This is a genomic window from Microbacterium sp. GCM10027623 (genome assembly GCF_042666935.1).
GTDB lineage: Bacteria > Actinomycetota > Actinomycetes > Actinomycetales > Microbacteriaceae > Microbacterium.
Genome location: NZ_JBHTHE010000003.1, coordinates 300,308 through 320,298, shown reverse-complemented (window position 1 = coordinate 320,298; position 19,991 = coordinate 300,308). Strand labels below are relative to the sequence as shown.

Below are 19,991 nucleotides of genomic sequence, written 5' to 3'. Positions count from 1 at the left end.
GTAGGCTTTGACCTCGTGACCCACGTGCTGCAGAACGTCGTCTTCCCCCTCGACCGGGACCCCGATCTGCTCCCCCTCTACGCCGACCCCGAGACCTGGTCGGTGATCGACGAGGAGCCCGTGCGCGTCTCCAACCGGGCACATCTCGGCAACATCCTCGGCCGCCATCGCGCACGCATCACGTCGGGCCGCCGGGTCTCGCTGGGCACCTATTTCAATGCCTTCCCCGCGTCGTACTGGCAGCACTGGACGAGCGTGCGCCGGATCACCCTGACAGTGCACACCAGCGGTCCGGCAACCGTCCTGGTCTACCGGTCCAACGGGGCCGGCGTCCGTCAGCGGATCGACACCCGTGAGGTGAGCGGCGAGGCCTCGACCTCGTTCGACCTGTCGCTGACGGAGTACAGCGACGGCGGGTGGATCTGGTTCGACGTGGTCGCCGACGAGAAGCATGCGGTGCTCGAGCGGGCCGAGTGGACGACGGAGCAGGAGCCCGCCCGCACGGGCAAGGCGTCGCTGGGCATCACGACCTACAACAAGCCCGACTACTGCGTCGACACGCTGCGGGCGCTGGCGGAGTCGCCTGACGCACTCGAGTTCGTCGACCGGATCTTCCTCATCGATCAGGGCACGCAACTCGTCGCCGACCAGGACGGCTTCGAGGCCGCCGCGGCGGCGCTCGGCGAGACGCTGCAGGTGATCCGCCAGCCCAACCTGGGCGGTTCCGGCGGCTTCGCCCGTTCGATGCACGAGACGCTGCAGCGCCCGGAGAGCGACTTCGTGCAGCTGCTCGACGACGACGTGCGTTTGGAGCCGGAATCGCTGCGCCGCTCGATCGTCTTCGCGCAGTACGCCACGACGCCGGTCCTCGTCGGCGGGCACATGTTCGATCTGCTCGATCGCCCCAAGCTGCACGGCTGGGCCGAGGTCGTCGACGAGGCTCCGTTCATGTGGCGCAACCTCTACCAGGAGAAGATGCCGCACGACTTCGGCGCCGCGAACCTGCGCCAGTCGCCGCTGCTGCACATGCGCATGGACGCCGACTACAACGGCTGGTGGATGTGCCTCATCCCCCTCGATGCGATCCGCGAGGTGGGCCTGTCGCTGCCGGCGTTCATCAAGTGGGATGACGCGGAATTCTGCCTGCGCGCCGGTGAGGCGGGCTTCTCCACCGTCTCACTGCCCGGCGTCGCCCTCTGGCACGTCTCCTGGGTCAACAAGGACGACACCATCGACTGGCAGGCGTACTTCCACGCGCGCAACCGCATCGTGGCAGGGCTGCTGCATTCCGACGTGCCGCACGGCGGTCGACTGCTCAAGCACAGCCTCCGCGTGGACCTGAAGCATCTGATGATGATGCAGTACTACCCCGTCGCCCTCCGCATCAAGGCCCTGCACGACGTCCTGTCCGGCCCCGAACACCTGCGCGAGAACCTCGCCACGGCGATGCCCGAGGCGAGACGACTGGCGGCGCGCTTCCCGGAGACCGTCGTACACCGCGACCCGAGCACCGTGCTGCATTCGCGGCACGGGCGGCAGGTCTACAAGCAGTCGAAACTGCATGATTTCGACAGCCCGACCGGCCTGCGACTGCGGTGGTTCACCCTGCGCACACTGGTCGCGCACTGGCTGCGCACCCCCGACCCCGCGAACATCCGCCAGCCGGAGGTCGAGTTCGGCAAGAACGATGCCATGTGGTGGCGGGTGCCCTTCTTCGACAGCGCCCTGGTGAGTTCAGCCGACGGATCGGGGAAGAACGTCTACACGCGGGACCGCGCGCAGTACCGCCGCATGCTGCGCGAGTCGATCCTGCTGCACCGCCGGCTCCGCCGGAACTGGGCGAAACTGCAGCAGCAGTACCGGAGCGCGCTTCCCGACCTCGTCTCGGACGCATCCTGGCAGAAGATCTTCGAGGAGCAGGCATGACCGCAGTCGAGTTCGACCCCGCGTCCGCGGCGATCGTGATCGTCACGTTCAACCGCTCCAATCTGCTGAAGGGGCTGCTCTCCAGCATCCGCTCCATGGACCCGAAGCCCGGACGGATCGTCGTCGTCGACAACGCGTCTGCCGACGACACCACGGAGGTCGTCGAGTCGTTCCGCGAGGACATCGGCACCGAGATCGTGTACCGCCGCCTGGAGACCAACACCGGCGGCTCGGGCGGGTTCAGCGAAGGCATGCGCACGGCGTACGATCTGGGTGCCGAGTGGATCTGGATGATGGATGACGACGTCGAGGTGATCCCCGACGGACTCGCGCGGATGGGCCGCTGGTCGCACCGGTTCAAGAGCATCCAGGGGCGCCGCTACGACTACGACGGCAGCGAGTTCTACTGGCAGTACCGCATCGCCGAGCGCATGGGCATCCCGATCCCCTTCGCGCCCTCGAAGTTCGACGCGTCGGGTTTCAAGGAGATGAACAGCGGTTGCTTCGAGGGCATGTTCATCCACCGATCGATCGTGCGGCAGATCGGCCTCCCGGACCCGCGGTTCTTCATCTACTGGGACGACCAGATGTACGGCTGGCTGGCGTCGCGCCTGACCACCGCCGTGATCGTCGACGAGTTCGTGCTGAGGCGCACGCGTGAGATCAGGCAGTGGGACATGGGCATCCGGCACTTGAACGCGTCCAGCAACTCGTACCGCTACTACATCATGCGCAACCGGGCGTTCATCAAGCAGTACTACCGCGTGCACGGCGCGTACAGCCCTGTGCTCTTCGGGCTCGGGACCACGGCCACGTTCTTCAAGGAGCTCATCAGGCTGGTCTTCGTCGAGCGCACCGCACGGGGTACCAGCAACCTGTTCCGTGGCATCCGCGACGGCGGGAAGATCGGACGCGACCGCAGCTGGCAGCCGATGCCCGCACTGGAGGCATGATGACCGAGCCGCAGCCCGAGTATGTCTGGGCCTACCCGGAGGAGAAGCCCAAGCGCGGCCGTGTGTGGCTGATCGTCGGACTGGTGGTTCTGGCTGTCGCCATCGCCGCCGCCGTCTTCTGGCTGTTCATCCGGCCCTCGCTGGGTGCCGTCCAGACGCCCGCTCCCACGGTCTCGGCGTCGGCCACCCCTTCCCCGTCGTCGACGCCGTCTGCGACGCCCACATCGACGCCCACGCCGTCCCCCAGCTCGGTTCCCAGCGCGGAGCCGACGGCGGCCCCGCCTCCGCCCACCGCTCCGGACATCTCCGCCTTCCGCCAGAACGTGACGCCCGTGCTGTCGGACGCTCAGCGCGGACTGCAGTTCGCCGCCGAGTCCGACCCCCAGGAGGCCGCGCAGAATGTCGGATTCCTGCAGGAGGATGCCGGACGTCTGTCGGACTTCGTCGCACCGGCCTCGATCTCCTCGCAGTGGACCTCGAGCCTGGACGCCTACGCCCGATCGCTGCAGAGCCTGCGCACCGCGTATGAGCGCGGCGGCTCCGCAGAGAGCGAGCTCAGTGCCGCGCGTCGCGCTCTGGATGCGTTGAACGGCGTCGTCGACTGACCGACGCGCTCGGCATCAGGCCGACGGGCATCGCTGCCGCTCAGCGTGCGGTGTGGTCGGCGTTGTACCGGTCGAGCACATCGGCGATGGGCGCGTCCAGTACGAGCTCGCCCTTGTTCAGATACAGACCGCGCTTGCAGAACCGGCGCAGGTCGCGTTCGTTGTGGCTCACGAAGAACAGCGTGCGCCCGTCGGCCAGCATCTCGTCGATGCGCTTGTAGCACTTCTCGCGGAACGCCTTGTCTCCGACGGCCAGCACCTCATCGACGAGCATGATGGGCTCGTCGAGCTGGGAGACCACGGAGAACGCGAGACGCACCTTCATCCCGTTGGAGAGGTGCTTGTACGGCATGTCCTGGAACTCCTCCAGTTCGGCGAACCCGATCATGTCGTCGTAGCGCGAGGCGACCTCGGCCTTCGACATCCCGTGCAGGCCTGCGGTGAGCCGAACGTTCTCCCGCACGGTGAGATCGCCGACGAACCCGCCGGTGAGCTCGATCAGGGGCGCCACGCCCCCGTTGACGCGCACATCCCCTTCGTCGGCGAGCAGCACACCGGCGACAAGGCGCAGCAGCGTCGACTTGCCCTGTCCGTTGCGCCCGACCACACCGATCGACTCCCCCGGCGCCACCGAGAAGGAGACATCGCGCAGAGCCCAGAACTCGCCCGGCCGCGAGCGTCGGCTCGCGCCGGCGAACAGATCCTTGAGGGTGCGGTTGCCTCGCCGATTGCGGCGGAACCGGACGCCCAGTCCACGCACCTCGATCGCAGCGGTCATCACAGCTCCTTCAGGACAGGGCGCTCGAGCGTGCGGAACACCCAGATGCCCAGGGCCAGGATCGCGAGGCTCATCGCCGCGCCGACGCCGACGACCAGCGGATCCCACTGATCGGGGAAGAACGCCATGCGATACAGGGAGAAGATCCCGGCCAGCGGGTTGAACATGCCGAGCGTCTCGAACGGTCCGGGCAGATCCTTGACGCTGTAGATGATGGGCGTCGCGTAGAACAGCGCGCGCAGGATGAGAGCCGTGGTGCGCTCGAGATCGGTGTACAGCGCGCACAGTGGGGCGACGAGCAGTCCCAGGCCGATCAGCAGCACCGCCTGCAGCAGCACGGCGACGGGCATCCAGAGGATGCCCCAGCCGATGTGCACGACCTTGTCAGGGTCGGCCTCGGTGAGCAGGTTGACGGCCACGAAGATGGCGAGCACCGGCAGCGAGAAGAGGAACTCGATGCCCTTGCTGAGGACGATCCGGTTCACCCAGATGGATCGTGGGATCGAGGTCGACCGCACCAGTCGGGCATCCTTCTTGAAGGCCCGAGTGAAATCGCCGACCGCGGAGTTGAACCAGACCCAGGGCAGCAGCGCCGAGATGAGGAAGATGATGTAGGGCTGCGCGCCGACGGTGCGCTGGAAGACCTGCGTGAAGACGAACCAATAGATCGCGCTCATCACGAGCGGGTCGAGCACCGACCAGAGATATCCGAGCGCGCTCGTCGAATAGCGCACCTTGAGGTCGCGCGCGGACAGCAGCCACAGCGAGTGGAAGTAGCGCCGGGGGGTCCCCGTCGCGCCCACCGTCGTCGCCACGTCAGTCGCTCTCACCGGAGAGCTGGTTGCGCCACATCGACAGCGCAGAGCCGATCGCCATGTGCATGTCGAGGTACTGGTACGTGCCCAGACGTCCCCCGAAGTGCACGTCGTCCTCGCCCTTCGCGAGCTCCCGGTAGGCCAGCAGTCCGTCGCGGTCGGCTGCGGTGTTCACCGGGTAGTACGGCTCGTCCTCGCGGTTCGCGAAGCGTGAGAACTCGCGCATGATCACCGTCCGGTCCGAGTCGAACACGTCCTTGCGCTCGGGATGGAAGTGCTTGAACTCGTGGATGCGCGTGAACGGCACATCCAGGTCCGGATAGTTCATCACGCTCGTGCCTTGGAAGTCGCCGACGTCGAGCACCTCCTGCTCGAAATCGAGCGTCCGCCAGCTCAACGCTCCCTCGGCGTAGTCGAAGTAGCGGTCGACCGGCCCCGTGTAGACGATCGGCAGCCGGCCGACGGTCGCCGCTTTGTTCAGCGGCTGCGACTCGTCGAAGAAGTCGACGTCGAGTTTCACCTCGATGTTCGGGTGGTCCGCCATCCGCTCCAGCCACGCCGTGTAGCCGTCCGTGGGCAGCCCCTCCCACGTATCGCTGAAGTAGCGGTTGTCGTACGTGTAACGAACCGGAAGACGACTGACGATGTCGCCGGAGAGCTGGTGAGGGTCGGTCTGCCACTGCTTGGCGGTGTAGTCGCGGAAGAACGCCTCGAACAGCGGACGTCCGACCAGGGCGATCCCCTTCTCCTCGAAGTTCTGGGCCGTCTTGACGTCGAACTCCCCCGCCTGATCCCTGATGAGCGCGCGGGCTTCACTGGGCGAATAGGCCGCCTGGAAGAACTGGTTGATCGTGCCGAGGTTCACGGGCATCGGGTACACGACGTTCTTGTGCCGCGTGTAGACCCGGTGCACATAGTCGGTGAAGGTGGTGAACCGGTTGACGTACTCCCACACGGTGGGGTTGGAGGTGTGGAACAGGTGCGCACCGTAGCGGTGCACCTCGATGCCGGTCTCGGGCTCCGCCTCGCTGTAGGCGTTGCCGCCGATGTGCGGGCGGCGGTCGATGACGGTCACCTTGCGGCCGGCCGCGGCGGCGCGCTCAGCGATGGTGAGGCCGAAGAAACCCGACCCGACGACGAGAAGATCCATGAGTCAATCGTATCGGCGGGATGCTGGGAGACTCAGCCGCCCATGCCGTCGCGCGTGCCGTCCTCTCAGGATGCGGTGCCGACGACGATGCGCGGCGTGCCCGCCCAGAGCGCGGCGTCGGAGGCGTTGCGACCGTCGACGAGGAGCTTCACACCGGGGATCTGGGCCGGCGCGAGGGTCTTGTAGTCGGCGTGGTCGGTCTGCAGGACGGCCAGGTCGGCTGCCTCGCCGATCCGGTACGGCTCGAACCCGAGGCCCCGCAGTTCGTCGTCGCTGTACAGCGGGTCGTGGACGACGACCTGCGCGCCCCGCACTTTCAGCGCGGTCACGGTCGGGAAGACGCCCGAGAACGCCGTCTCCTTCACACCGCCCCGGTAGGCGGCACCGAGGACCACGGCCTTCTGCCCCGTCAGGTCGCCCAGAAGGTCCGCCGCCTGCGCGACGAGCCTTTCCGGCATCGACGCATTCAACTGACGCGCGACCCGCACGATGTCCGCATCCGGATCCGTGGACAGGTACAGGCGCGGGTAGACCGGGATGCAGTGCCCGCCGACCGCGATACCGGGCCGGTGGATGTGACTGTACGGCTGAGAGTTGCACGCCTCGATCACCTTGTACACGTCGATGCCGTGCGATGCGGCGAACAGGCCGAACTGGTTGGCCAGGCCGATGTTCACATCCCGGTACGTCGTCTCAGCCAGCTTCGCCATCTCCGACGCCTCGGTCGTGCCCAGATCCCACACCCCATTGGGACGGGGCAGGTCCGGCCGCTCGTCGAACTGCAGCACCGCCTCGTAGAACTCCCGCGCGCGACGGCTGCCCTCCGGGGAGAGCGCGCCGATCAGCTTCGGGTACTTGCGCAGATCCGCGAACACCCGACCGGTCAGCACCCGCTCCGGCGAATACGCCACATGGAAGTCCACGCCCTCGGTCAGCCCGGAGCCCTCCTCCAGCATCGGCTTCCACCTGTCGCGGGTCGTCCCCACCGGCAGCGTGGTCTCGTACGACACCAGCGTGCCAGGAGTCAGGTGCTCGGCCAGCGAACGCGTCGCCGCGTCCATGTACGTGAAGTCCGGCTCCCAGGTCTCATCGTTCACGAACACCGGAGCGACCAGCACCACCGCATCCGCACCCGGGATCGCCTCAGCGTAATCCGTGGTCGCACGCAGACGCCCCGCCGGGATCAGCTCCTCCAGGCGCTCCTGGAGCTCCGCCTCACCGGGAAAGGGCTCCACCGCCGCGTTGATCGAGTCGACCGCCTTCTGATTCACGTCCACACCGATCACATCGTGACCGGAAGAGGCGAACTGGACAGCGAGGGGAAGGCCGATCTTACCGAGGGCCACGACGGCAATGCGCATGGGGACCATTCTACGGTCGCGAATCGGGGGAAGCGCTCAGCGTGAGCGCCGCAGCCCGCACCTAGAATGGTGCACTATGGCCAGCCCTTCCGCAGACTTGGCGAGGACCCCTCGGCTGGACTCACTCACCAGTTTGCGGTGGTGGGCCGCGCTGGGAGTGTTCGTCTTCCACATCCGCAACGTGGTGCCGCTGCCCGGTGTCGTGGGCGAGCTGGCGCGCTACGGGAACTTCGGCGTTGCATTCTTCTTCGTGCTGTCCGGATTCGTCCTTACATGGTCTTGGCGTCGAGAAGTCGGGATCGGCACCTTCTACTGGCGACGATTCGCTCGCATCTACCCCCTTCATCTGATCACTCTGCTCCTGGCGATCCCGGTCTTCTACAGCTTCGCCCCCGATCCCGCTCACACCTGGGTCAAGCCTTTCGACGTCGCTGTCCTCGGGCTGAGCTTCGTGCTGCTGCAGGGTTGGTCACGGGATCCCGCGATCCTCTTCAGTGGGAATCCGGCGTCATGGACGCTCACGGTAGAGGCTTTCTTCTACGCCCTGCACCCATTCATCATGAAGGCAATGGGGAGGATCAGCGGCCGAACCGCCATGATCGCAGCAGGGGGTGTACTCCTCGCGAGCGTGGCAGCGCGTTTCGTGATGGTGGCGCAGCCGGCAGGTGTGGCACCGGATCTGCCCTGGCCCGTTCTGCGTGTCAACGAGTTCCTCATCGGCATGTGCCTGGCCTGGGCCATTCGATCGGGCTGGCGTCCGCGGATCCCGGTCTGGATCCCGTTCGCGCTCATCGCGGCTTATGTGCTCCTCCCCAAGGCCCTCGATCGGATGACCGGCAGCCGGATCGACCCAGCGATAGCGCCGTTCGTCAGCGAGATCATGGTTGCATTGTTCGCGATACTCATCTGTGCATTCGCAGTCGCCGATCTTGAGGGCCGAACCCGACTCAGCCGCTCCACGCCCCTCGTTCGCCTGGGTGAGTGGTCCTACGCGTTCTACCTGATCCACGCCACACTCATCTACGCGGTGCTCGCCCTGTTCGGCCGTCAGCACGGTCTGTGGGGAGTCGGGTGGATTATAGTTCTGCTTACAGCATCCATCGTGTGCGCATGGGCTCTTCACAGGCTCGTCGAGCATCCGATAGAGCGGCACCTTCGCGCGTGGCAGAACGCGCTCGTCGCGAAGAGGCGCGCCCGCGCGGCGTCTGGCGTTTCCGGCGCGACAACGACTCGCGATGATCGCGCCGTCGTCACCGAACCAGGCGGGGAGACCTCTTGAATACGCGGCAGCGCCCTCATCTTCTCTACGTGGCATGGGGATACCCGCCCTCTCGCGGAAGCGGCGTCTACCGGGCCTGGGCCACAGCGAACGCGTTCGCGGAGGCCGGCTGGGATGTCACTGTGCTGACCGTTCCGCGTGAAGTGTTCGAGATGTCGACGGGCGTCGACCTCACCCTCGAGAGGCGCGTGCACCCGCGGATCAGGATCGAGCGCGTCCCCTTCCATTCGGGCACATTCGAAAACGACCTGAGCACGTGGTCGCGTTTGCGCGCGCATGCCCCCGAGGTGTGGAACGCGATCCAAGGGGTGAAGGTGCAGCGGTCGTTTCCTGAACGAACGTACGGAGGGTGGCGCCCCATCCTCGAGGGCGCGGCTCGCCGCATCCACCGTGATCACACCGTCGATCTGACGATCGGAACGGCAAACCCGAACGTGGACTTCATCCCCGGATATGTGCTGAGCACCGAGTACGGTGTCCCGGCTGTCATGGACCACCGTGATGCCTGGTCCGTGGACATCTACTCCGGCCGACGCACGTTCGATGCAAGGAGCAAGGCGGGTTCGTGGGAGCGTCGTCTGGTCAGCGATGCGGCGCAGGTCTGGTTCGTGAATCGTCCCATCAGAGACTGGTACGCGACGCAGTATCCGGACGCCGCGGACAGGTTCCTGGTCGTGGAGAACGGTTACGACACGAGCCTGACCTTCCCGGCGCGGAGCAGAGACGAAAACGAGGGCCTGGTCTTCGGCTACATCGGCACGATCTCCGGCGCGGTACCCATCAGCGAACTGGTCGCGGGCTGGACGCTCGCGCGACGGCGGAGCGAACTCATGCGCTCTGCACGCCTGGACCTGTACGGGTACCTCAACCACCTCGGCGTGCCTGCGCAGAACATGGTCCAAGCAATGGATGCTTTCGCTGAGAATGATATCCGCTACCTCGGTCCAGTCGGTCGCGCCGAGATAGCCGCCACCTATGCGAGCTTCGACGCCCTGGTCCTCACCTTCGGCGCGGGACGGTTCATCACGGGCGGGAAAGTGTACGAATACGCCTCGACCGGCCTGCCGATCGTCTCCGTGCACGACCCCGCGAACGAGACGACACGAGCACTTTCCGGCTATCCGGGATGGCACGGGACGGCGGACATGACCGCAGAGTCGATCGCAGACGCGTTCATCGCCACGGCGGAGGATGCCGTGGTGGTGTCTGACGCAACGCTGGACGAAGCCCGCGCGTACGCGCAGCGCTACTCGAGGAAGGCGCAACTCGGCCCTCGTATCGCTGAATGGACCGAGCGAATCAGAGAATCACACGGCACACAGGGGAGGACCTCGTGAAGATCATGCTTCTGTCTCCCTCGGGTGCGTTCGCGGCCGCGATGGAATCGTTGGCGGATGGTGAGTCCACGTACAGCACGGTGCTCGTCGCCGCCCACGCGGTCGACCTGCCGACGGATGCAACCCTTATCCGGCTGGGCGACACAGCGCTTGCGCCCGAGGGCCGGCTGCTGAAGGCTCTGGACCGGACGATGATCGGGCGAAACATCAAGCGCCTGCCGCCACTCGATGGCGGGCACCGCTTCGCGGCGCGAGCGCGGCGTTCACATGAGTTCCGTTCTGCGGCTGCTGAGGCTGATCTCATTGTTGCTCTGGAGAGGGACGCGGTCCTCGCCGCCTGGACCGCACTCCGTTCATGGTCGAAACCTCACGCCCGCGGCGTGTTCGGATTGGCTCCGGCACGTGCCGTCCTCGCCGCTTTACGCGCTGCCCAGGAGCAGTAGTCGCCACCAGGCCGAGAGATCACTCGGACAATCTCCGGAGAAGGGTGCGCTCGACCGCGATGTCCGTTTCTGAAGAGAGCGGCTCCGCCGCCTCATGCGACGCCGCTTTGAAGTTCTCAACTTCTTGTCGAGTGAGCGCACGGATCGTGATCGCCACCTCTTCTCCGGTATACCCCGAGGTGACAGCGCCCAATCCGTGCTCTGCAATCAGGCGATCCGTCTCCACCGACGGCCCGAACACCAGTCCCAGCCGCGCCTGGACGAAGTCGAAGAACTTGTTCGGCAGCATGTAGCGGTGGTTCGGAGTGAGCGGCGGCAGGATGAACACGCCGAGATCGTGATCATTGAGCACTCCAGGCAGCGCGGATGGCGCCACAGGCGGGTGAAGCGTTGTCTGCGGGCTGCGTGCGATCCGCTCCTGAAGCTGGCGCCAGTACGTGCCCCCCTGCCGCGAAGGGAGCAGGTAGAGATCGAGTGAATAATCATCACCAAGGAGATCAACCGCATCGATGATCGCTTCGATGTTGCGGCCGGGAACGGCACCACCACTGTGTACAAGACGAATCCGTCCTTCCACGAGCGGCGTCGGTCGGAGATCGGCACGAAACGCGATCGCGTTGCGCACGACATCGGGCAGGACGCCGAACTCGCTGCTGTACATCTGGGCAATCGAGTCGTTGACCGTCGTGGCGGCGTCGACCCGCGGCAGATAGCGTGCGCATACCCACCTCATATACGGCGACACGAGCAGGCGCCACGAACGGACGTGGGTGCGCTCCTCCGGCGCCCACTCGTGCAGATCGCACCACACCTTCGGTGTGCCGGGAACACGGAAAGCGATGGGAAGGGCGCGCGCCTCGTTCGCCACCACGATGTCGAACTCGCGGTCGCCTAGCAGCTGATGCGCAGTCCGAAGCGCGGGTGCCATCATCTCGACAGCGCGGAAGCGCCGAAGGGCAAGATTGAGCACTCCGAACGGCGTCTGCGGCAGGGAGGGCAGGTCACTCGGAATCTCGATGTGATCGGTGGCGCGGGCGGGCCGATCCCCGTACGACAGGGTGGTGACGTCGCCGAAGTCTGCGAGCACGTCGAGCTGTCGGAGTACCCGCGAGTCCACAGTGATATCGGAGAACGAGATGCAAAGGATGCGAGTACGCGACGCATCAGACAAAGGGATCCTCCTCCGCGCCGGGCGCCGCCGGGACAGCCCCCAGAAAGTCTGAGAGTACACGGGCGGACATCCGCCCGTCGTGTACCTCGCGGACATACTCGACGCCCGCGGCTGCCCGGTCGCGAAAAGTCGTTCGATCGTTGAGGATGGCCCGGATCGTCACGTCGACGTCGGCATATCTCGATTCGACGATAGGCAGGACCAATCCGGTCCGCGCAACGACCCGTGCCCGCACATCGTCGTGCACATGGCCGACCACGACTCGTCCCGCGGCCATCGCCTCACACGCAGCCACACCGTAATCGCCGAGGCGGAACTGGTCGAGCACGATGTCTGCCTGTCGATAAACGCCGGGCATTTCCGCCGCGGGGACACCTTCGAGCCGAACATATCGGATCGCCCCCTCAGCATCGAGCTGTGACAACTGCTCGTCGATCACCGGATCCCCCTTCATCGGGGAGTTGCTGGGGACGTAGGCCACTGTGGGTCTACTCTCTCGCAGCGGCTGTTGGTCCGAGCGCCAGCGGTCTGTGTCCACGACGACAGGGAGCCACGTGGCGCGGGGCACATCGAGCAATCCGGGCGTGGATACGAAGACCGGCAGGCTCGTCTCCGAGATCAGGCTTCGCCGCTCGCGAGAGTTTCGCTCCAACAACGCCGTCGACGCGGGTGGGTAGTGTCCGCGTTCACCGAACGGCGAATCCGCCTCCCAGCGCGCATGAACCGACGGGATGCGGATATCCGACCCGTGCCAGACAAGCGCGAGGGCGATGCCCGATGCTGTCAGATCATGTACGGCGTCGAGCGGAGTCCGGCCCGGCACAGAGCCGTAGGGGTGCCGCCCGGACTCGACGACCATATGGGTGAAGCCGTCGATGATCGCGCGGCGCTGGCGACGCTGCCACCCCCGGGCGAAGATGTAACCCGATTCGGGGATCGACAGATCTGACGGGAATCCGAAGCGCTCCGTCTGGGCGTTGGTCGTCATCAGATTGACTGCTTCGACTCCCACCAGATGCTCGCGGGCTGCGCGTGCCCAGAGATACGCCTGACCCGCAGAGTTCACCGGCGCGATCAACAGCCGCACTCCCGCCGGTGGTACCTCTGATGTGACCATCGTGGCGTCGTTCCAACCAAGCGCGCCGGGCAAGGCCCTGGACAGCATGCGGTCGGGGAAGATTCCGAGCGCTGTTCGGGTGACGCCGAGAACGCGATCGCGCAAGCCCATCCCGCTCCTCAGACCAATCCTGCGAGTTGCGCCTGCGCTGCGAAGGCCGGACTCGCTGCAACGACCTCGCTGAAGGTTCCCCGCGCACCGACCGTTCCGCCCTGCATGAAGATGATCTGATCGAACTCACGGATGGTGCTCAGGCGATGCGCCACAGCGATGACAGTGACGTCTCCTCGCAACTCTCGGATGGCGTCTGCGACGTCCGCTTCGGTCTTGGTGTCCAATGCGCTCGTCGCCTCATCGAGCACGAGGATGAGAGGGTCGCTGTAGAGAGCACGGGCGATCCCCAGGCGCTGCCGCTGGCCGCCGGAGAGACTCATGCCCCGCTCCCCCACCCGAGTGCTCAAGCCGTCAGCTCGCGCCTCGATGACATCCCAGAGCTGCGCCCTGCGCGCCGCCTGTTCCACCCGCTCGAGATCGAAGTCATCACTCCATGAAAGTGCGATGTTCTGGGCGATGGTGCCGTCGAAGAGAGTCACTTCCTGGGGCACGTAACCCACATGGGTACGCCACGCCCGCAGGACCTGGGAAAGGTCCCTCTCATCGATTCGGATCGTTCCTGAAGTCGGCGTGAGAAGTCCCAGCAGCAGATCGACGAGGGTCGACTTGCCCGCACCGGACGCGCCGGCAATGCCGACCGTGCTGCCGAGCGGAATCTCCAAGCTCGCGTCCCGCACTGCCGGGTTCGCACTGCCGGGGAAGGTGAATGAGACGCTGTCCAAGCGAAGCGCTTTCGGCTCCTCCGGCAGCGGATCACGTCCGAGCGTCTCTCGACCGGCATGGAAACGCTTGGACTCCTCGATCTCCTTGATCACCAGTTCGACATAGGGCGTCGCGGTGGTCGTGCGCGTGAGCACCGTCTGAAATCCGGTCAGCGAAGGCACCAGGCGGAATCCGGCGACACCGAAGACCGCGACCGCAGATATGGTCGCGCTCATGTCGCCGTTGTTCGCGATATACGCGCCACCGCCCACCACCACGAATCCGCCGATGATGGCTGCGTCGAAGACGAACCGCGGCACAGCGGAGAGGAAGCTGGAGTTCGCGCGTGCCTGGGACGTCCGTGCACGGGTCGCGCCGACCACCTCGGTGACTTCCTCCACTTTGTCTCTCAGACTGATCTCCTTGAGCGAGGCAATCATCCCTGAGATCAGCGCGGAGACGCGTAGCGCCGAGTCGCGTGCGACACGTGCTGCCTGACGAGTCTTACCGCTCAGCACGAAGTACTGCAGAAGAGCGATTCCACCGAGGTAGATGATCGTGATGAGCGCGGTCATCGGCTGGGCGACGACGATCACCCCGACGACTCCGACGCAGGTGACGACCAGCCCGGGAACCGTCGTGACGGGGAGGAGGAATCCGGCTACGACGTTGGCGATGGCACCATCGGTCATCGTGATGATCTGCGCACTGTTGCGCGTCATTCGATCCGTCCAAGACGACCGTATGTAGGCGCCGAAGAGCTCCTGACCGACCGCGAGTTCATAGCTGGCGAATCGCCTTGTCGCGATCCACTGCAGCCAGACGTTAGCGGCGGACTTCGCAATGACCACGGCGGCGAGGATCAATATCAGCCAGACCAGCTGGTCCTCTGGTATCGGACCGACCAGCGGCAACGAGGCCCCGGATCCAGCCACGGTGCCGGCCAGAGTCAGCGCCAGCAACATCAAGGCCGTCACATCGACGATCGCCAATCCCGCTGAGATCAGGCCGAAGACCAACAGGAATCTGCTCGCTGACGCCGGCAGCAGAGGAAGCAGCCGCCGAAGGATCCGTACGATGTCGCCCATGGATCAGAGTCGCACGGCCGCACCGGTGTGCGCAGATCCGAGGGCGGCTTCGACGACGGCGAGGGTGCGCTGTCCCTGTTCCATGGTCACGACGTCGGTGGTCTTGCCGAGCACGGCGTCGCGGAAGGCCTCGTGCTCGACGCGGAGCGGTTCCCGCTTCGCGAATGCGTATCGGGTGACGTCTCCTTCTGACACGCCGCGGAAGGAGGACACCGACTCCCACTCCAGCGGGATCGTGCCGTTGGCGTAGAAGGTGAGGTCTCCGGTGCCGGTATCGGCGATGAAGGCACCCTTCTCCCCCGTGACGACGGTCACGCGCTCCTTCATCGGGGACAGCCAGTTGACGATGTTGTTCACGATCACCCCGGACTTCGTGCGCCCGGTGATGGTGATCATGTCCTCGTACTCGCGACCCGACTTGAACGCGGTCTGCGCGAACACCCGCTCGTAATCGGACTGCACCACCCAGGCGGTCAGATCCACGTCGTGCGAGGCGAGGTCCTTCGCCACGCCCACGTCGGCGATCCGCGACGGGAAGGGGCCCTGGCGGCGGGTGACGACCTGGTACACCGCGCCCAGGTCGCCTGCCTCGATGCGGCGGCGCAGCTCCTGCAGCGCCGGGTTGAAGCGCTCGATGTGTCCCACGGCGCCCACGAGTCCGGCGGCGGCGAACGCATCGACCATCCTCTGGCCGGCCTCCACCGTGTGCGCGATCGGCTTCTCGACGAGGGTGTGCACCCCCGCGGCGGCCAGCTTGAGCGCGGCGTCCTCGTGGAATCGGGTCGGAACGGCGACGACAGCGATGTCGATGCCCGCGCCGATCAGCGCGTCGATGTCCGGCAGCACCTGAAGGCTGCCGGCGACACCGTGCGGGTCACCGCCCGGGTCGGCGATGGCGACCAGCTCCACGCCCTCCAGCTCCCGCAGCACGCGCGCATGATGGCGGCCCATCATGCCCACACCCAGCAGACCCGCCCTCAGCACCGCCATCAGGCGCCCGCTCCCGCGACGGCGTTCACGGCGGCGACGATGCGCTCCAGGCCCGCCGGCGACAGCGACGGGTGCACCGGCAGCGAGGCCACCTCGCGGGCCGCGCGCTCAGTCTCCGGAAGATCCAGCCCGGGCGCGTACGGGGCAAGCGAGGGCAGTCGGTGGTTCGGGATCGGGTAATACACGCCCGCGCCCACCTGATGCTCCTCCTTCAGCGCCTTCACGAACCCGTCCCGGTCCTCGGGAACCCGGATCGTGTACTGGTGATACACGTGCACCGCCCCGTCAGCGACAGGCGGCACGATCACGCCGTGCAGGTTCGCGTCCAGGAACGCCGCGTTCGACTGACGAGTCGCCGTCCAGGCATCCACCTTGGTCAGCTGCACACGTCCGATGGCGGCATGGATGTCCGTCATCCGCGCGTTGAACCCGATCAGCTCGTTCTCGTACTGCCGTTCCATGCCCTGGTTGCGCAGCAGCTTCACGCGGCGGGCGATCTCGGCCGTCGCGGCCGTCACCATCCCGCCCTCACCGCTGGTCATGTTCTTCGTCGGATACAGGCTGAACATCGCGAACTCACCGAAGGAACCCACCGGCCGACCGTCCAGCGATGCGCCGTGAGCCTGCGCGGCATCCTCGTAGAGAGCCACACCGCGCTCCGCCGCGAGCTTCTCCAACTCGCGCATCCGCGCCGGGTGCCCGTACAGGTGCACGGGAAGGATGCCCTTCGTCTTCGGGGTGATCGCGGCCGCGACCGCGTCCGGGTCCAGGCTGAACGTGTCCGGCTCGATGTCCACGAACACCGGCGTCCCCCCGGTCAGCGCCACCGAGTTCCCCGTAGCGGCGAAGGTGAACGACGGCACGATCACCTCGTCACCCGCGCCCACCCCCGCAGCCAGCAGACCCAGGTGCAGACCGGCCGTACCCGAGTTCACCGCCACCGACGCGCGCCCCGGAACGAAATGCGCGGAGAACTCCTCCTCGAAGGCCGCCACCTCCGGTCCCTGCGCGACCATGCCACTGCGCAGCACCCGATCGACCGCCTCCCGCTCCTCGTCACCGATGATCGGTTTCGCCGGGGGAATGAACTCGCTCACGCGGCCTCCTTGGTAAGGGTTCCATTGGATTCAAGGTATCGATCCCCCGTGTTCGGGCAGATCCAGGTCATGATGTCATCGCCCGCGATCAACGGCACGCCGGATTCGCCCACCCACGCGATGCGCTTCGCTGGCACGCCCGCGACGAGGGCGTAGGCGGGCACGTCCTTCACGACGACAGCACCGGCGGCGACGGTGGCCCAGGCGCCGATCGTGACGGGCGCGACACATGTGGCCCGCGCGCCGATGGCCGCGCCCCGCTCGATCGTGACGCCGACCGGCTCCCAGTCGTGCGCACTCTTCAGCGTGCCGTCGGCATTGATCGCACGCGGGTAGGTGTCGTTGGTGAGCACGACGGCGGGGCCGATGAACACGCCATCACCGAGCTTCGCCGGCTCGTACACCAGCGCATAGTTCTGCACCTTGCAGTTGTCGCCCATCTGAACGCCGGTGCCGATGTACGCACCGCGTCCGACGATGCAGTTCTCGCCCATCCGCACGCCCTCACGCACCTGCGCCAGGTGCCAGATGGAGGAGCCTGCGCCGATGGAGGCATCGGAGGAGACGTCCGCGGAGTCGACGATCCGCACGGGGGTTTCGCTAGTCATGGGATCTCCTCAGCTCGGCTCGACTGAGGCGAACCGACGATCGAGGATTCTATCGGTCACGCCTGAAGACTCCGCCCAGCGTCCTCGACCACGCGCCCGACGCTCGCCCTCAGTACCGCATCAGCCGCACGTTCTGCCACGGCCCTGGCCGACACATGTCTTTCCGCCCACTCCGCGAGCTCTGTCCTCGGCGACCCGTCGTTCGCGGCGAGCAGAGCGCGGATCGCGTCTGCGTATGCCTCCGCCTCGAAGGGCGCTGACGCGCCCAAACGCTCCTCCTGCACGACGCTGCGCAGCGGTTCCGGTCCGGCGAACGCGACCGGCGTCCCTGCAGCCATTGCGGCATACAGCTTGGTCGGAACCGCGAAATCGTACCCCTGTCCCGGCTTGAGTGTGGCCAACGCGACGCGGGCGGAGCGAGTCCATGAGGCTGCGACCGCCGCGGGGACGGGAGGGAGGAATCGAATGCGATCCGCGATCCCGTGTCTGCGAGCCGCGGCTTGCAGAGCCGGCTTGTCCGCTCCTTGACCGATGAAAGCCGCCGTGACCTCCGGATCATCCCGCATCACCAGCGCGAGCGCCTCCACCGCGACGCCAGCCCCGTGCCATTCGCTCATCGTGCCCACGTACACGACGTCGCACGCTTCAGCTATCGACGGTCCCTCCGGTGTGAAGAGTGCGGTGTCGACGCCGTGCCCGACTGTGGTCATCTCGGCCGTCGGCGCGAGTTCTGTGATGCGCCTGACGACACCATCAGACACGATCAGATTGTCCGCCGCCCCGCGCAGCGCGAACGTCTCCATCTGGCGCACAGCGCGGATGACCCAACCTGCGGCGCCGGTCATCTGCGCAGCATCAGACCATATATCGGCGGCGTAGTAGACATACGGCCGTCGTCTGATCCGAGCCGCCACGCGAGCGACGACTCCCGTCGTGGGAGGCGGTTCCACCACATACACATCGGTCCGACGACCGAAAATCAGGCGAAGGAACACAGGAATATCGAAGCTCATGTACTGGAGGTATCCCCGCACATACCCGGCACGGTCGCGCAGCACCGGCCAGCGATGCACGACCTCGCCGTCCGACGGCGTGAGCGGGATATGGCGAGGAGGCTTCGTCGTGATCACGCGCACATCATGCCCACGTCGGACGAGTTCACTCACAAGCGCCTGAAGACGCATGGATCCCGCCGACGGCTCGGGAGTATAGATGCGGGAGACGATGGTGATCCGACGCCGCGTCTCCGCGCCGCCGTGGCCTTCACGTGTCACAGGTGCTACCTCCGCCGCACGTCATTCTCGTTGCTCATCCGTGCCTGTCTCGCTGTCGAGAGAAGGAGAAGACTCGTCGGATGCCGCCTCGAGGACGTGAATGCGCCGAGCGAGGAACGCGGACTGCTCGCTGAGGTCTCGGACCCTCGACTCGAGGCGGGTCAGCTCGGCACCGTATTGAAGGCTCACCAGGAAGAGCAGTCCGATCGACACGAAGAACACGAGGTTCGTCGGAACAGCGATGCCCAGGATCTTGGACGCCCACGTGAGGGTCTGCGGGAACACAGCGATGATGAGGGCGAGCAGTCCGCCGATGAACCACCAGACCGCATGGCGCTCACGCAGCGTGCCCTTGCGCATGAGCTCGATGATCGCCACCAGCAGGAGGACGGCGGCAACGATGCCGAACGCATACGTGATACCGCTCACAGCACGTCCTCCAGCCGGGTGCGTGGTCGCATCATGGCCAGCAGGAAGGCCGCACACGCCCGTGCGAGGTAGATCGCGGCCCTGAGCGGATGCTGGGATGCCTCGCCGCCCTGTCGCGGGCGCATCTCGACCGGTATCTGACGGATACGAAGCCCTGCTCGCGCACCGATAACCAGCGCCTCGATCGTGTCCCCGAGATACTCCGCGGGCAGGTTCTCAGCGAACAACGCGACCGCCCGCGGCCCGGATGCCTTGAATCCGCTCGTGACGTCGGTGAGGCGGACTCCCACCACGCGGCTGAGTACGGTGGAGAGCACCCGCATCGCCCACTTGCGGGGCCCCCGAACACCATAGTCGCCTTTGCCCGCGAAGCGCGCTCCGATCACCAGGTCAGCCTCGTCGAGTCCGGCTACGAGGGCAGCGATCTCAGCCGCATCGTGCTGGCCGTCGGCGTCGACCTGAACGAGCACATCGAAGCCGTGATCTCGCGCGTAGCGAAACCCTGTCCTCATCGCGCCGCCGACGCCGAGGTTGAACGGCAGGCGGAGAACGATCGCACCGGCATCCCGCGCACGCTGAGACGTTGCATCCGACGAGCCGTCGTCGACGACGAGGCAGACGGCGCCGGGAACGGACGCGACGATGTCACGCACCACGTCCGCGACGGACTCCTCTTCGTTCCACGCCGGCACAACGACGAGGACGCTCTGCTCTGCCGCACCCATCGCGTTCGATCCTAGCCGGGTGGCCGTGC

The 19,991-nt window shown here is 66.2% G+C and carries 19 protein-coding genes; 6 read left to right on the top strand and 13 right to left on the bottom strand.

Annotated elements, in window-relative coordinates; all coding sequences use genetic code 11:
• Nucleotides 1-15: 15 nt before the first annotated feature.
• From ACFQY2_RS13940 to ACFQY2_RS13930, 3 genes are read left to right on the top strand one after another with little or no spacing between them, the layout of a single operon-like run.
• Complete coding sequence (locus tag ACFQY2_RS13940; RefSeq protein ID WP_378746499.1) at nt 16-1,926, top strand: glycosyltransferase; 1,911 nt, start codon at nt 16-18, stop codon at nt 1,924-1,926.
• A complete protein-coding gene (locus ACFQY2_RS13935; RefSeq protein WP_378746498.1) occupies nt 1,923-2,879 on the top strand; it encodes a glycosyltransferase family 2 protein in 957 nt (318 codons plus the stop codon). Before ACFQY2_RS13940 ends, ACFQY2_RS13935 begins: the two co-directional genes overlap by 4 nt.
• Nucleotides 2,876-3,484: a hypothetical protein gene (locus tag ACFQY2_RS13930; protein WP_378746497.1), complete on the top strand. Its 609-nt coding sequence runs from the start codon at nt 2,876-2,878 to the stop codon at nt 3,482-3,484. The genes ACFQY2_RS13935 and ACFQY2_RS13930 overlap by 4 nt, the downstream gene beginning before the upstream one ends.
• A gap of 40 nt (nt 3,485-3,524) precedes the next feature.
• Here the strand turns inward: ACFQY2_RS13930 and ACFQY2_RS13925 are convergent, their stop codons facing one another.
• The 4 genes from ACFQY2_RS13925 to ACFQY2_RS13910 form a co-directional block, all read right to left on the bottom strand.
• Complete coding sequence (locus ACFQY2_RS13925; protein ID WP_378746496.1) at nt 3,525-4,262, bottom strand: ABC transporter ATP-binding protein; 738 nt, start codon at nt 4,260-4,262, stop codon at nt 3,525-3,527.
• On the bottom strand, nt 4,262-5,092 hold the full coding sequence (locus ACFQY2_RS13920) for an ABC transporter permease (RefSeq protein WP_378746495.1): 831 nt from the start codon (nt 5,090-5,092) through the stop codon (nt 4,262-4,264). Before ACFQY2_RS13920 ends, ACFQY2_RS13925 begins: the two co-directional genes overlap by 1 nt.
• Nucleotides 5,079-6,227: a UDP-galactopyranose mutase gene (gene glf / locus ACFQY2_RS13915; RefSeq protein WP_378746494.1), complete on the bottom strand. Its 1,149-nt coding sequence runs from the start codon at nt 6,225-6,227 to the stop codon at nt 5,079-5,081. Before glf ends, ACFQY2_RS13920 begins: the two co-directional genes overlap by 14 nt.
• A 65-nt stretch (nt 6,228-6,292) precedes the next feature.
• Nucleotides 6,293-7,588, bottom strand: a complete 1,296-nt coding sequence (locus tag ACFQY2_RS13910; protein ID WP_378746493.1) for a nucleotide sugar dehydrogenase — start codon at nt 7,586-7,588, stop codon at nt 6,293-6,295.
• Between ACFQY2_RS13910 and ACFQY2_RS13905 the strand changes: the two genes are divergently transcribed.
• Genes ACFQY2_RS13905 through ACFQY2_RS13895 form a run of 3 tightly spaced genes read left to right on the top strand, consistent with a single transcriptional unit; the run spans nt 7,581 to nt 10,647 of the window.
• Nucleotides 7,581-8,867, top strand: a complete 1,287-nt coding sequence (locus ACFQY2_RS13905) for an acyltransferase family protein (protein WP_378746492.1) — start codon at nt 7,581-7,583, stop codon at nt 8,865-8,867. The two genes, ACFQY2_RS13910 and ACFQY2_RS13905, sit on opposite strands and share 8 nt — an antisense overlap.
• A 29-nt stretch (nt 8,868-8,896) precedes the next feature.
• Entirely contained in the window at nt 8,897-10,204 is a 1,308-nt protein-coding gene (locus ACFQY2_RS13900; protein WP_378746491.1) for a glycosyl transferase, read from the top strand.
• Nucleotides 10,201-10,647, top strand: a complete 447-nt coding sequence (locus ACFQY2_RS13895; protein WP_378746490.1) for a hypothetical protein — start codon at nt 10,201-10,203, stop codon at nt 10,645-10,647. The genes ACFQY2_RS13900 and ACFQY2_RS13895 overlap by 4 nt, the downstream gene beginning before the upstream one ends.
• 19 nt (nt 10,648-10,666) lie before the next feature.
• Here ACFQY2_RS13895 and ACFQY2_RS13890 read toward each other — a convergent pair whose 3' ends face one another.
• The 9 genes from ACFQY2_RS13890 to ACFQY2_RS13850 all read right to left on the bottom strand — a co-directional run bounded on the left by ACFQY2_RS13890 (nt 10,667) and on the right by ACFQY2_RS13850 (nt 19,962).
• Entirely contained in the window at nt 10,667-11,818 is a 1,152-nt protein-coding gene (locus ACFQY2_RS13890) for a hypothetical protein (RefSeq protein ID WP_378746489.1), read from the bottom strand.
• Entirely contained in the window at nt 11,811-13,046 is a 1,236-nt protein-coding gene (locus tag ACFQY2_RS13885; protein ID WP_378746488.1) for a hypothetical protein, read from the bottom strand. The genes ACFQY2_RS13890 and ACFQY2_RS13885 overlap by 8 nt, the downstream gene beginning before the upstream one ends.
• Before the next feature lie 8 nt (nt 13,047-13,054).
• On the bottom strand, nt 13,055-14,770 hold the full coding sequence (locus tag ACFQY2_RS13880; protein WP_378746487.1) for an ABC transporter ATP-binding protein: 1,716 nt from the start codon (nt 14,768-14,770) through the stop codon (nt 13,055-13,057).
• 72 nt (nt 14,771-14,842) lie between these two features.
• On the bottom strand, nt 14,843-15,829 hold the full coding sequence (locus tag ACFQY2_RS13875; RefSeq protein ID WP_378746486.1) for a Gfo/Idh/MocA family oxidoreductase: 987 nt from the start codon (nt 15,827-15,829) through the stop codon (nt 14,843-14,845).
• A complete protein-coding gene (locus ACFQY2_RS13870) occupies nt 15,829-16,926 on the bottom strand; it encodes a DegT/DnrJ/EryC1/StrS family aminotransferase (RefSeq protein ID WP_378746485.1) in 1,098 nt (365 codons plus the stop codon). The genes ACFQY2_RS13875 and ACFQY2_RS13870 overlap by 1 nt, the downstream gene beginning before the upstream one ends.
• Nucleotides 16,923-17,534 carry an acyltransferase gene (locus ACFQY2_RS13865; protein WP_378746484.1) on the bottom strand — a complete coding sequence of 204 codons (612 nt, stop codon included), beginning with the start codon at nt 17,532-17,534 and terminating at the stop codon, nt 16,923-16,925. Before ACFQY2_RS13865 ends, ACFQY2_RS13870 begins: the two co-directional genes overlap by 4 nt.
• 56 nt (nt 17,535-17,590) lie before the next feature.
• Nucleotides 17,591-18,718 (bottom strand): glycosyltransferase family 4 protein, encoded by a 1,128-nt coding sequence (locus ACFQY2_RS13860; protein WP_378746801.1) that lies wholly within the window; start codon nt 18,716-18,718, stop codon nt 17,591-17,593.
• Between the two features lie 111 nt (nt 18,719-18,829).
• Nucleotides 18,830-19,237, bottom strand: coding sequence for a DUF2304 domain-containing protein (locus tag ACFQY2_RS13855; RefSeq protein WP_378746483.1), 408 nt, complete (start codon nt 19,235-19,237; stop codon nt 18,830-18,832).
• Complete coding sequence (locus tag ACFQY2_RS13850) at nt 19,234-19,962, bottom strand: glycosyltransferase family 2 protein (protein ID WP_378746482.1); 729 nt, start codon at nt 19,960-19,962, stop codon at nt 19,234-19,236. The genes ACFQY2_RS13855 and ACFQY2_RS13850 overlap by 4 nt, the downstream gene beginning before the upstream one ends.
• Nucleotides 19,963-19,991 lie beyond the last annotated feature (29 nt).

What these genes read in the sequence shown, in the direction of transcription:
- ACFQY2_RS13910 (WP_378746493.1), bottom strand. Translation starts at nt 7,588, where the DNA reads ATGCGCATTGCCGTCGTGGCCCTCGGTAAGATCGGCCTTCCCCTCGCT.
- ACFQY2_RS13860 (WP_378746801.1), bottom strand. Translation starts at nt 18,718, where the DNA reads ATGCGTCTTCAGGCGCTTGTGAGTGAACTCGTCCGACGTGGGCATGAT.
- ACFQY2_RS13850 (WP_378746482.1), bottom strand. Translation starts at nt 19,962, where the DNA reads ATGGGTGCGGCAGAGCAGAGCGTCCTCGTCGTTGTGCCGGCGTGGAAC.
- ACFQY2_RS13875 (WP_378746486.1), bottom strand. Translation starts at nt 15,829, where the DNA reads ATGGCGGTGCTGAGGGCGGGTCTGCTGGGTGTGGGCATGATGGGCCGC.
- ACFQY2_RS13885 (WP_378746488.1), bottom strand. Translation starts at nt 13,046, where the DNA reads ATGGGCTTGCGCGATCGCGTTCTCGGCGTCACCCGAACAGCGCTCGGA.
- ACFQY2_RS13930 (WP_378746497.1), top strand. Translation starts at nt 2,876, where the DNA reads ATGATGACCGAGCCGCAGCCCGAGTATGTCTGGGCCTACCCGGAGGAG.
- ACFQY2_RS13925 (WP_378746496.1), bottom strand. Translation starts at nt 4,262, where the DNA reads ATGACCGCTGCGATCGAGGTGCGTGGACTGGGCGTCCGGTTCCGCCGC.
- ACFQY2_RS13935 (WP_378746498.1), top strand. Translation starts at nt 1,923, where the DNA reads ATGACCGCAGTCGAGTTCGACCCCGCGTCCGCGGCGATCGTGATCGTC.
- ACFQY2_RS13905 (WP_378746492.1), top strand. Translation starts at nt 7,581, where the DNA reads ATGCGCATGGGGACCATTCTACGGTCGCGAATCGGGGGAAGCGCTCAG.
- ACFQY2_RS13865 (WP_378746484.1), bottom strand. Translation starts at nt 17,534, where the DNA reads ATGACTAGCGAAACCCCCGTGCGGATCGTCGACTCCGCGGACGTCTCC.
- glf (WP_378746494.1), bottom strand. Translation starts at nt 6,227, where the DNA reads ATGGATCTTCTCGTCGTCGGGTCGGGTTTCTTCGGCCTCACCATCGCT.